The 11,134-nt window shown below is 71.5% G+C and carries 14 protein-coding genes and 1 pseudogene; 11 read left to right on the top strand and 4 right to left on the bottom strand.

Annotated elements, in window-relative coordinates:
• The first annotated feature begins 123 nt into the window (after positions 1-123).
• A complete protein-coding gene (locus tag ACIQK6_RS42725; protein WP_402697793.1) occupies positions 124-1,257 on the top strand; it encodes a sensor histidine kinase in 1,134 nt (377 codons plus the stop codon).
• Entirely contained in the window at positions 1,254-1,970 is a 717-nt protein-coding gene (locus ACIQK6_RS42720; RefSeq protein ID WP_329095554.1) for a response regulator transcription factor, read from the top strand. The genes ACIQK6_RS42725 and ACIQK6_RS42720 overlap by 4 nt, the downstream gene beginning before the upstream one ends.
• 101 nt (positions 1,971-2,071) lie before the next feature.
• On the opposite strand, the gene ACIQK6_RS42715 is transcribed toward ACIQK6_RS42720, so the two are convergent.
• Positions 2,072-2,527: a DoxX family protein gene (locus ACIQK6_RS42715; protein ID WP_329095552.1), complete on the bottom strand. Its 456-nt coding sequence runs from the start codon at positions 2,525-2,527 to the stop codon at positions 2,072-2,074.
• 446 nt (positions 2,528-2,973) lie between these two features.
• Here ACIQK6_RS42715 and ACIQK6_RS42710 point away from each other — a divergent pair, with 446 nt between their 5' ends.
• Both ACIQK6_RS42710 and ACIQK6_RS42705 read left to right on the top strand, forming a co-directional pair.
• The gene (locus tag ACIQK6_RS42710; protein WP_402697790.1) at positions 2,974-3,930 is read left to right on the top strand and encodes a tellurite resistance/C4-dicarboxylate transporter family protein; all 957 of its coding nucleotides are present in this window, start codon (positions 2,974-2,976) and stop codon (positions 3,928-3,930) included.
• An 87-nt stretch (positions 3,931-4,017) separates the two neighbouring features.
• Positions 4,018-4,452: a VOC family protein gene (locus ACIQK6_RS42705; RefSeq protein ID WP_329095548.1), complete on the top strand. Its 435-nt coding sequence runs from the start codon at positions 4,018-4,020 to the stop codon at positions 4,450-4,452.
• A gap of 55 nt (positions 4,453-4,507) precedes the next feature.
• Here the strand turns inward: ACIQK6_RS42705 and ACIQK6_RS42700 are convergent, their stop codons facing one another.
• Positions 4,508-5,137, bottom strand: a complete 630-nt coding sequence (locus ACIQK6_RS42700; RefSeq protein ID WP_327739936.1) for a transposase family protein — start codon at positions 5,135-5,137, stop codon at positions 4,508-4,510.
• Between the two features lie 39 nt (positions 5,138-5,176).
• Positions 5,177-5,245, bottom strand: a pseudogene (locus ACIQK6_RS42695) (transposase family protein); the annotation flags it as partial.
• Between ACIQK6_RS42695 and ACIQK6_RS42690 the strand changes: the two are divergent.
• The 7 genes from ACIQK6_RS42690 to ACIQK6_RS42660 all read left to right on the top strand — a co-directional run bounded on the left by ACIQK6_RS42690 (position 5,219) and on the right by ACIQK6_RS42660 (position 10,342).
• Entirely contained in the window at positions 5,219-5,386 is a 168-nt protein-coding gene (locus ACIQK6_RS42690) for a hypothetical protein (protein ID WP_327740390.1), read from the top strand. The pseudogene ACIQK6_RS42695 and the gene ACIQK6_RS42690 sit on opposite strands and share 27 nt — an antisense overlap.
• A 367-nt stretch (positions 5,387-5,753) precedes the next feature.
• On the top strand, positions 5,754-6,386 hold the full coding sequence (locus tag ACIQK6_RS42685) for a GNAT family N-acetyltransferase (protein ID WP_329095547.1): 633 nt from the start codon (positions 5,754-5,756) through the stop codon (positions 6,384-6,386).
• Positions 6,387-6,707: 321 nt separating this feature from the next.
• Positions 6,708-6,908 carry a hypothetical protein gene (locus tag ACIQK6_RS42680; RefSeq protein WP_329095545.1) on the top strand — a complete coding sequence of 67 codons (201 nt, stop codon included), beginning with the start codon at positions 6,708-6,710 and terminating at the stop codon, positions 6,906-6,908.
• A 52-nt stretch (positions 6,909-6,960) separates the two neighbouring features.
• Positions 6,961-7,647 carry an epimerase gene (locus tag ACIQK6_RS42675; RefSeq protein ID WP_329095544.1) on the top strand — a complete coding sequence of 229 codons (687 nt, stop codon included), beginning with the start codon at positions 6,961-6,963 and terminating at the stop codon, positions 7,645-7,647.
• Positions 7,648-7,704: 57 nt separating this feature from the next.
• On the top strand, positions 7,705-8,913 hold the full coding sequence (locus ACIQK6_RS42670) for an RNA ligase (RefSeq protein ID WP_329095543.1): 1,209 nt from the start codon (positions 7,705-7,707) through the stop codon (positions 8,911-8,913).
• 3 nt (positions 8,914-8,916) lie between these two features.
• Positions 8,917-9,969 carry an AAA family ATPase gene (locus ACIQK6_RS42665; protein ID WP_402697786.1) on the top strand — a complete coding sequence of 351 codons (1,053 nt, stop codon included), beginning with the start codon at positions 8,917-8,919 and terminating at the stop codon, positions 9,967-9,969.
• A gap of 13 nt (positions 9,970-9,982) precedes the next feature.
• Positions 9,983-10,342 (top strand): NTP pyrophosphohydrolase, encoded by a 360-nt coding sequence (locus ACIQK6_RS42660; protein WP_329095540.1) that lies wholly within the window; start codon positions 9,983-9,985, stop codon positions 10,340-10,342.
• Between the two features lie 46 nt (positions 10,343-10,388).
• Here ACIQK6_RS42660 and ACIQK6_RS42655 read toward each other — a convergent pair whose 3' ends face one another.
• Positions 10,389-10,835 (bottom strand): SH3 domain-containing protein, encoded by a 447-nt coding sequence (locus tag ACIQK6_RS42655; RefSeq protein ID WP_329095538.1) that lies wholly within the window; start codon positions 10,833-10,835, stop codon positions 10,389-10,391.
• Between the last annotated feature and the right edge of the window lie 299 nt (positions 10,836-11,134).

Below are 11,134 nucleotides of genomic sequence, written 5' to 3'. Positions count from 1 at the left end.
ACCCCCCAGGTCATTCGTCCGACAGAGGGGACACAGTCATACCGGGCCCGGAGGCCAGCGGCCCCATTGCAGGACCGCGAAAAACATAACGGGGGTTCTGCATCAGGGCCCGGAGCGGCCCGCATGGCCTGGGGCGGCGCGGGCCTCTACGTCCTCGTCCTGGGCCTGCTGATCGGCGGCGTCCCGTACGCCGCCGGGCCGCTCCTCGGGGTCGTGACGCTGCTGGCCGTGACCCCGCTCGTCCCGCTGCTGCGGCACCGGCCCCTGGCGGCACTGGCCCTGACGCTCCTCGGCGGCACGCTCGTCGCGGGGTCCGCCCAGAACCACAGTCCGGGCCGGTTCCTCGTCTTCCTCGCCCCGGACCTCGTCCTCGGACTCCTCGTCGCCACGCGCCCCCGGCGGGACGCGGTTATCGCCCTCGCCATGGTGCTCGTCGTGGAACTCCCGGCGGTCGCGTTGGTGGCCTCCGGACCGTACGACCTGATGAGCACGAGCCTGATCGCCTTCCTGTCGCTGGGCGCCGTCTACATGACCGGCCTGCGGTTCCGCGAGCGCCGGGAGTACACGACCGAACTGCGCACGCGGCAGGTGGCCGAGGCCGTGACCGCCGAACGGCTGCGCATCGCACGCGAGTTGCACGACATGGTCGCGCACAGCATCGGGGTGATCGCCATCCAGGCCGGTGTCGGCAGCAGGGTCATCGACACCCAGCCGGAGGAGGCCCGCGCCGCCCTGCGGGCCATCGAGGCCACCAGCCGCGAGACCCTCTCCGGCCTTCGCCGTACGCTGGTCGCGCTGCGCCGGGCCCAGCCGGACGGTACCCGGGGGCAGGCGCCGCTCGGGCCCGCACCCGGGCTCTCGGACCTCGACGCGCTGGTGGCCACCACCGCCGACGCCGGGGTGCGGGTCGACGTACGGTGGGAGGGGGAGCGGGGTCAACTGCCGCCCGAGACGGACCTGTCGGCGTACCGCATCGTGCAGGAGGCGCTGACCAACGTGGTCCGCCACGCGGGCACCGGGCACTGCCGGGTCACCATCGGATACGGGGAACAGGAGTTGACCGTGGAGGTCGTCGACGACGGGCGCGGTGCGCCCGACGGCATCGGAAGTACGGGATTCGGCATCACGGGCATGCGCGAGCGGGTCAGTCTGCTGCACGGCCGTTTCAGTGCCGGTCCCCGGGCCGGGGGCGGCTTCCGGGTCGAAGCGGCGTTGCCGCTGCCCCTGGCCGCGGTGGCCGCGGAGGGGGTCCGATGACCGTCGCTCCCGCGCGGGCGACCCGCGTCCTGCTCGTGGACGACCAGCCGCTGGTCAGGTCCGGTCTGCGGGTGCTGATGGCCGACACCGCCGACCTGGAGGTCGTCGGCGAGGCGGGTACGGGCACCGAGGGTGTCCGCCTCGCCGCCGAACTCCGCCCCGACGTGGTGGTGATGGACATCCGGATGCCGGGCATGGACGGCATCGAGGCCACCGGGCTGATCACCACCGGGACGGAGGCGGTCAAGGTGCTCGTGCTGACCACCTTCGACGAGGACGACCACGTCTACGGGGCGCTGCGCGCCGGTGCGAGCGGTTTCGTCGTCAAGGACATGGCCGTGGAGGAGATCCTCGCGGCGATCCGGGTGATCGCCGCGGGGGACGCCCTGATCGCACCGGCCGTCACCCGCAGGCTGATCGCGGACTTCGCGCGCGTGCCCGGTCCGGTGGCGCCCGGTCCGGCGGCATCCGGTCTCGGGGTGCCCGAGGCGCGTGCGCTGCGGCCCGACGCGGGGATCACCGAGCGCGAGCGGGAGGTGCTGACCCTGGTGGGGCGGGGCCGTTCGAACGGTGAGATAGGCGAGGAGCTGTTCATCTCCGAGGCCACGGCCAAATCGCACGTCTCGCGCCTGTTCACCAAGCTCGACGCCCGGGACCGGGTCCAACTCGTCATCATCGCCTACGAGATGGGGCTGGTCGCGCCGTCCTGCTGAGGGCCCGGGCGTCGGGGCGCGAGCGGCACGGACGCGTGCGGTGCCGGCGCGTGCGGTGCAGGCGGGTACGGGGTCGAATCGAGTGGCGCTGAATCGATTCCTCAGGCGGTGACGGCCTCCGGGCGGTTCTGGTCCCGCCGCCCGGCGGAGTCCGCCGAACGCGAGGAGAACAGCCCGTCCACCGCCAGGGCCCCGGGACCGGTGAACACCAGCAGGAGGAAGGCCCAGCAGAACATCGCCGAGGCCTCGCCCCCGTTCTGCAGCGGCCACAGTGCACCGGGCTGGTGCACGGTGAAGTACGCGTACGCCATCGAACCGGAGGCGACGAAGGCGGCCGCCCGGGTCCCGAGACCCAGCAGGACCAGGGCACCGGCGACGAGCTGGATGGCGGCGGCGTACCAGCCGGGCCAGGTGCCGGTGGCGACGGTTCCGCCGCCGTGCGCACCGCCGAGGACACCGAAGAGGGAAGCGGCGCCGTGCGAGGCGAAGAGTAGTCCGGTGACGATCCGGAACAGGCCGAGGGCGTAGGGCCGGGCATGGTCGAGACGTGCGTTCATGGGGGGAGGCTCCTTCGGTTGGGGACGGGTCCCGAAGTCGTGCCGACGTTCTCGAGCGTGGGTGAGCCATAGGTTAGGTAGGCCTAACCGGGCCGGCAAGCGCGAGTTCCGGCCACCCCACCGGGGGAGTCGACGCTACCCCCGCACCTGCAACGCCGCGCCGGTGGCGCGCGCGGAGTTCCCTCCTCAGCGGCAGCCGCCCGGTCCCGGGCAAGGTCGACGTCCCCGTGCGAGGGATCGGGAACCCGCCGGTCCGCTCCCCTGTGACGGACCGGCAGGTCCGCGTCCGGGTCCGAGCCTAGGACCGGCCCGGATCCCCGCCTGTGCATCGCGCGCAGGTTTGCTTGATCTTGCGTGCAGGAGGTTTCGCGTCCGGCCGTGTGGTTCCCGCGGCGCGTCGGCCCCGTCCGCCGGGAGCCGGCCGACCCGTGGGGTCCGCTGGACGCGTGAGCATCCTCCCCGGCCGTGACTGGTGGACCGGGCTCCCGCCCGCGGCGGGAGCCGCCGTCATGGCCACCGGCATCATTTCCGTCGGCCTGCACCTGACCGGGCACCCGACGGCGTCACTCGCCACGCTGGTCGTCGCCGGGGCACTGTGGCTCGTACTCGCCGCCGACTTCACCTCCCAGCTGCTGGGCGACCGCGGGCGGTTCCGCGCCGAGGCCGACACACCGGCCGCGCTGACGGCCGTAGCCGCCACCACCGTCATCGGGGCCCGGCTCTCGCAGCAGGGCTGGCAGACGGCGGCCGCCGTGCTGCTCGTGCTGGCGGCGGTGCTCTGGCCCGGGCTGCTCTTCAACGTCCTGCGGCACTGGCGGCGGCGCATGCCGGGAGCGGCCTTCCTCGGCTGCGTGGCGACCCAGGGGCTCTCCCTCCTCGCCGCCTCCCTGGCCGACGCCGACCACCAGGACCTGCTGGCGCGGGCGGCGATGGCCGCCTTCTGCCTCGGCCTGCTGCTCTACCTGGCGGCCCTCTTCCGCTTCGACCCGCGCGAGGTGGTGGGCGGAAAGGGCGACCACTGGGTGGCGGGCGGCGCGCTCTCCATCTCCGCCCTGGCCGGATCCAAGCTCACGGCATCACCCGTATGGACCGGTTCGGCACACACCACGCTGCGTACCGTCACGCTCGCCCTGCTCGCCCTGTCCCTCATCTGGTACGTCGTCCTCCTCGCCGCCGAACTGCGCCACCCGCGGCCGCGCTACGACATCCGGCGCTGGGCCACCGTCTTCCCGCTCGGCATGACGGCGACCGCCTGCCTGTCCGTGGCGGAACCGGCCGGCATCGCCTGGCTGCGCACGCTCGGCGAGGTCCTGCTCTGGATCGCCGTGGGCGCCTGGCTGCTGACCTTCGCCGCGCTGATCGCCTCGCACCTCACCGCAGGGAGCGGGGCGAGCGGCCGATGACGCCCGCGCTGAGCGCACCGCAGCCCGAACCCCACACCCGCTCGCGCCGTGTGGCGACGGGCGGCGCCCCCTCAGTAGGGTCCTGGCATGGCATACACGTTCCAGGTGACCATCGACTCGACCGATCCGCACACGCTCGCCGACTGGTGGGCCGAGGCGCTCGGTTGGGAAGTGGAGCCGAGCGACGAACAGTTCATCCGCGGCCTGATCGAGGCGGGCCGCGCGAGCGAGGACGACACCAAGATCCACCGGGGCACCCTCGTCTGGAAGGTGGGAGCCGCGATCCGCCACCCGGAGGGCTTGGAGCGCGCACCCCGTGTCCTCTTCCAGTTCGTCCCCGAACCCAAGACGGTCAAGAACCGGGCCCATTTCGACGTCCGCACCGGCTCCGACGACCCCAAGGCGCTGGTCGAACGCCTCATCGCCAACGGTGCCAAGCACCTCCACGAGGGCCGGATGGGCCCCAGCGCATGGACGACCCTCGCCGATCCGGAGGGCAACGAACTCTGCGTCTCCCACTAACGAGCTCGTGCATGGTTGGCGGTGACGCGTCCAAAGGTGCGGGTCGGCCTGGTGGTCACTGTTGCTGACGGCCGCCGCGGGTGGCGGTCTGCTGGTGTGAGAGCAGGCTGGCGATGGCTTGGATCGTGTCGCTCATGCTTTCGCGTCGTCCGTGGTGGCGGGCGAGGGCTCGCCAGTTCTTGAGGTGTGCGATGCCGTGCTCGACGCGGATCCTGCGTGAAGAGTGCGCCTTGCGCTGGCGCTCGTAGATCTCCTCGTACCAGTCCGGCGGGTTCTTCTTGAACTTGCGGTGCGGTGGTGTCACCACGCGGCCGCCGGTCTGGGCGCCCAGCCCCTGGTAGCCGGCGTCGGCGAGGATCTCCACGGGGAGGCCGCCAGCCAGGTGCTTGACCAGGCCCAACTGTCGGGCGTGGGTAATGTCGGCGCAGCTGGCAGGCTGGGCTGGACTGCAGAACAGGAGTCGGCCGCCAGCGTCGGTGAGGACCATGGCCTTGACGGCGTTCTGCTTGTTCTTGCCGGAGATGAACCTCTCCCGGTCCTTGCGGCCGACGGCGGGCCTGCGAACCCGGATCTCGGTGCCGTCGATGATTCCGGTCTGCCCGCTGGCGCCGAGGTGGTCGATGACCTCGGCGAGGGTGCGGAGCCGGGTGCCGGCCGCGATGGTGCAGCCACGGGCTGCGAGCAAGGGCCGCACCTCGCCAATCGCCCGGGTGATCGTGGAGCGGTCGACGCCGAACCAGCAGGCCAGAACGTCGTGAGTGGCACCGTGGCGAAGGTGGACGAGCGTGGCCAGGAGCCGGTCGATGAAGACCAGCCGGTGCTTCGCACCAGCACCGACGGCCCGCTTCCGCGGCCTGGACTCCAGTCTCGCCTGGTGCCGTTCATGCCATATCGGACCTACCTCGGCGACGAGTTCGGCGATCACATCAGCTGAGAGCCCTGTGATCCGCCGGTCGCTGATGATCGCTGCACGAGACCCTTTCCCCACCACACGAACATGATCAGGGATCACGATCCAGCCTCGCACCGCCAACCATGCACGAGCTCGTAAGGGTTGTCCCGTAATCCCCGGCGGGCGCGCGGCGCCAGCTACGGCACCTCGCCGCGTTGTCGGGATCGCCCGAATACGCCCAGTATGAGGACGCCCCTCCGCCTTGCGATGCACCGCATCTGACGCCGCGCGCTGACCCGCCGCGGATTACGGGACAGCCCTTAGACGATCGAGCGGGAGGGCTCGACCGTCAGTGCACCTGTGTAACATCCGCACTCCGATCGCAGTCATTACTCGGAGGGGTGTCCGGATGTGGGAGCTCGCGCGCTCGTGGGTCGACGGATGGACCGTCTCGCGGAGGGCACCGCGGCCGGTGGACGTGCCGTGGGGGCTGAGCATCCAGGTGGGGCTGCCGGGCCAAGCGGTCCGGCACGTCCTGCTCGACGCCGATGTCGAGACCGCACGCCGGCTCATCGACGCGGTCACCGAACCGACCACCTGCATCAAGGCCTTCCTGGAACCGGACGTCATGGAGCCGTGGTTCTCACCCGAGTGGGAGGCGACCGATCCCGGCTTCCTGATGGCCGTCGACCTGCGTCCGTCCGTCGTGCGCGCGCCCGACGGTTACACGGTCACCGCCGAGAGGGACGGCGATGTCGTCAGCGTGCGCGTTCTGGCGGCCGACGGGGAGCTCGCCGCGCGCGGCCAAACCGGTCTGACGGGTACCGCCTGCGTCTTCGACCAGATCATCACCGAGGAGGCTCACCAGCGCCTCGGCCTCGGGACGGTCGTGATGGGTGCACTCACCGGGGCGGCCGTCGAGAACGGTGCGACCACCGGCATCCTGGGCGCGACCGTCCAAGGCCGGGCGCTCTACGAAACCCTCGACTGGAAGGTCCTCGCACCGCTGACCGGCTTCCTGTACGAGCCCGCCGCACGCTGAGCTGCCGGGGCCGCCCGGACCGGGGAGCGGCGGCGAGATGTCGGTCCAACACCGAGTCACCGAGACCGCGTCCAGCGAGCCGCGGAAGGCGCCACCGGCGGCCCGTGCGGACCGGTCCGCACCCTCAGTCCCGCCGAACCGTCGGCCGCTTCCCGAAGGCCCGCGGGTCGAGTCCGGTGCACAGGGCTGTCCAGGACGGCTCGGCCGCCGCCATCCCGTCATCGCCGCGAAGGTCATCCCACCCGCGACCGCTCCTCTCGGGCCGCCCGTACGGGGAGCCCTCACCGATCCGTACCACGATCACGTCATACCATCCCCACCATGACCGTTGATGTCCTTGCCGAAGACCTCCAGCCCGGTGACCTCCTTGAGTTCTCGATGGGGTCCGAGACCCAGATCCTTCGGCTGACCCTTGTGGAGCGGCGCGTCCACGGCATCAAATTCATGGGTCACGACCACAACGGGCGCCTCTACTCCAGCGGCATGAAGTACGGCGAGCCGGCGCGGTGCGTTCAGCCGTAGCGCCGCGCCCTGATCCGGCCCCAACCCCAGGACACCGCCTAGACTGCCCTCCGTGAACGTCCTCCTCTTCGGTGCGACCGGCATGCTCGGCCGGGGCGTCCTGCGCGAATGCCTGCGCAGCGATGCGGTCGAGAGCGTCGTCGCCGTCGGACGCACCCCGCTCGGCGTCAGCCACCCCAAGCTGCGCGAGTGCGTCCAGGGCGATCCGTCCGACCTGGCCGCCGCCGGGATCGACCCGGCCGCGTACGACGCCTGCTTCTACTGCCTCGGGGTCTCCTCCGTCGGCATGAAGGAAGAGGAGTACCGGCGCGTCACCTACGACCTGACGCTCGCCGTGGCCCGGCCGCTGGCCGCCGCCCATCCCGGCATGACCTTCGTCTACGTCTCCGGCGAGGGTACGGACAGCACCGAGCAGGGCCGCTCCATGTGGGCCCGGATCAAGGGGAAGACCGAGAACGACCTGCTCGAACTGCCCTTCCGCGCCTACATGTTCCGCCCCGGCATCGTCCAGCCGGTGCGCGGGGTGCCCTCCAAGGCCCGCCTGTCCCGGGTGTTCTACGCCGTCCTCGGCCCCCTCGTCCCCCTCGTGCGGAAGGTCGCCCCGAACCTGGTGATCACCTCCGAGGCCTTCGGCCGGGCCATGATCGCCGTCGCCTCGCCCGGCACCGAGATCCCCGGCCACGTCCTGCGGCCCGCCGACATCAACCGCCTGGGCACTGCACCGACCAGGCATAATTGATTACCGGGCACACCCTCCCGCACGTGAGAATGAGCCATCTCAAACCGGGAGGACCCCATGAGCCAGGAGACCCTGACTCTGCATGACCTGGTGCCCGCACAGGCGCTGGCGGACTCGATCGACGCCGGGTACGTGACCCGCAAGTCGCACCCCGAACTGCCGCTGTCCATATACACCTACACGCGGACTGCCCAGTACGAGCGCGTCTGGAACGACGTCACCACCCGCTGTCGCGGACTCGTCGCCGACGACACCACCGGGGCGATCGTCGCGTTGCCGCTGCCGAAGTTCTTCAACGTCGGCGAGCACGAGTCGGGTCAACCGTACGCCCCCGCCCTCCCGGACGAGCCGTTCGAGGTCTACGACAAGGTCGACGGCAGCCTCGCCGTCGTCTTCCACTACGCGGACCGCTGGCGGGTCGCCTCCAAGGGGTCCTTCATCAGCGCCCAGGCGACCTGGGCGCAGCGCCTGCTCGACGGCCGGGACACCGCGGCCCTGCGCCCCGGCACCACCTACCTCGCCGAGATCCTGTACCCGCAGAACCGCATCGTCGTGGACTACGGCGACCGCCGGGACCTCGTCCTCCTCGCGGCCTTCGGCCAGGGCGGCACCGAGGTCCCGCTCGTCGAGGCCGCGACCCACTGGGAGGGGATCGGTTCCGTCGTCACGGTCTGGCCCGCCATGCCCATCGACGAGCTGATCGCGCTCACCGAGTCCAACACCCTGCCCGGCGGCGCCTCGGCGACCGGCACCCAGGCGGAGGGCTTCGTACTGCGCTTCGCCTCCGGTGTGCGCGCGAAGGCCAAGCTGGCCGAGTACGTACGCCTCCACCGCCTGCTGACCAAGGCCACCGAGCGGGACATCTGGCGCGCCCACGGCATCCAGCGGTTCGCCGGACTGCCCCTCAAGCAACTCGCCCAGGGACTCGGTACCACGGTCGCCGAGATCGAGGCCACGGGCGGCAAGCCACTCGACGCGCTGCTCGACCAGGTGCCCGACGAGTTCGACGCCTGGGTGAGCGAGGTGATCGAGCGCCTCGAGGGCGAGGCCGCGCGCCGCGAACGCGCCATCGACGAGGCGTACGCGGGTCTCGCGCACCTGGCCGCCGACCGGGGGGCCTTCGCCCGGGCGGTGAAGGCACTGCCCGATCGGGAGGTCAGGGCCGCGATGTTCCTGCGCCTGGACGGTCGGTCCACGGAACTGGCCGTATGGCGCAACGTGCGGCCGGAGACGTCCGACCCCTTCACGAACGACGAGGAGAGCTGACCCGTGTCCGAAGACACACCCACGCACACGGACGTGAACACGGCTGTGAGCACGGACGCGACTGCGACTGAGACTGCGACTGCGACCGCGGCGGTGGCTGTGGCCGCCGCCGAGGAGGCCCCGCTGCCCGTCGTGCACGTCATGACGGGCCTGCCGGCCTCCGGCAAGACGACGGCCGCGCGCGCCCTGCAGGCCGAGGCCGGTGGCCGCATGCGCCGCGTCAACCTCGACGACCTGCGGCTCATGCTCGACCTCCCGGACCCCGCGCGGGGCCGCAGCTTCAAGCACGAGCAGACGGTGCTGGCCGTCCAGGACGCGGCGGTCCGTGCGGCGGTCGACGGCGGCTTCGACGTGGTCGTCGACAACACCCACCTGACCAAGAACATCCCCAAGCGGCTCAAGGCGGCGGTCGGCGGTCTCGCGACCTTCGTCGTGCACGACTTCACCGACGTTCCGCTGGAGGAGTGCCTGCGCCGGGACGCCGCGCGCGAGCGTCAGGTCGGTGAGGAGATCATCCGCATCCTGGCCGAGAAGAACGAGAAGGCGCGGCGGGGCGGCTGGCGGCTGACGTCGGAGTGGATGAACGGCGGGTCGAGCGGGGTGGCCGCGCCGCCCGTGACGGAGTACGTCCCCGACCCGGCCCTGCCGGCCGCGGTGATGTGCGACATCGACGGCACGCTCGCGCTGATCGGCGACCGGGGCCCGTACGACTTCTCGCGCTGCGAGCTCGACCGGCTGAACGAGTCGGTACGGCACGCGCTCGACGCCTTCCGGCGCGCCGACGGCGACTCGATCGTGCTGCTGTCGGGGCGCGGCGAGGAGTACCGCCAGCAGACGGAGTCCTGGCTGCGGCGCCACGAGGTGCCGTACGACGAGCTGTGGATGCGCGCGGCGGGCGACACGCGCCGCGACGACGTGGTGAAGGCCGAGCTGTTCGACCGGCATGTGCGCCACCGGTACGCGGTGCGCGTCTCGCTCGACGACCGGGACCGGGTGGTCGCGATCTGGCGTCGGATGGGCCTGCCCACCTGGCAGGTCAACTACGGCGACTTCTGAGGGCCCGGCCGCCGTGGACGCTGTACGGAGGGTGCTGATCGTGGACGGCGCGAACGTCGTCGGCTCGGTGCCGGACGGCTGGTGGCGGGACCGGCGGGGCGCGGCCGTCCGGCTGCGCGACCTGCTGGCCGACCGGGGCGGGGACGAGGAGGTCGTTCTCGTCGTGGAAGGCGCCGCCCGGGGCGTCGAGTCCGTTCCGGGCGTCCGGGTGGACCCGGCGCCGGGGAGCGGCGACGACCGGATCGTGGAACTGGCCGCCGCGTACGCGGAGAGCGGCTGTGTCGTGGTCACGGCCGACCGCGAACTGCGCGAACGGGTCCGGGCGTACGGCGTGGAGTGCGTGGGCCCGCGTGCCGTACGCCCGGTGGACTGACTGCTGACCGGTCTGCCGGCCCAGCGGCTGGCAGACCGGGGCGGGGTCAGCGGCAGTACTTGACCTCGGAGAGGTTCTTGACGTAGCGGGCGGAGACCCAACGCTCCTTGTCGTACGCGCGCTTGGGCGCCGCGGCGTCGTGCTCCCAGCTGCCGTTCTTGTCGGCCAGGCGGTACCAGATGCGGTTGCCGTCGACCTTTTCACCGTACTTCTTGCACTCGATCTCGACCTTGCTGTGCGGGTACACGTGGCCGAGGGACTGTGAGCGGGTCGTCGGCTTGCTGCGGACCGTCAGCGGGCCCTTCGAGACGACCTTGCCGGTGACGTACTTCTCGGGATACACACCGGGCTCCGCGGACCCTCCGCCGACGACGATCTCCCGCGGCGGCAGGTTCTCCGGACCGTCGTCGGCGACGGCGGCGCCCGCTCCGGCCAGACCGAGAACCAGGCTGCCGGTGGCGAGAGCGAGGGTGGTTCTGGTGGGCTTCAGCATGAGCCGGCTCCTCTACGAAGACATCCACCCGGCCGCGACGCGCGGCACGGGGCGGCAACCAGGCGGTTGCCAGGGACGACTATGACGAGGGCGGGGCGCGTAGCCCCGGTGGCTCACCGCCGTTTAACCCAATATGACCAATTTGCCCGAGTGGAGTGCACGGCCGTGCCCGCCCCCGAACGGGCGCGGCCGCGCAGCGGGCCCCGGGGGGGGTGTCTCTATGTCCTTCGTCAAGGACGTGGTGCCGGGTATGCGGGCGTTTGGGGTGGTCATGCGGCGAGGGTGATGGTGGGGGTTCT

Origin of the sequence: Streptomyces sp. NPDC091682, assembly GCF_044756625.1 — a bacterium.
Classification (GTDB): Bacteria; Actinomycetota; Actinomycetes; order Streptomycetales; family Streptomycetaceae; genus Streptomyces.
The sequence above is the reverse complement of the archived record's forward strand: the minus strand, read 5'-3'. Positions and strand labels throughout refer to the sequence as shown.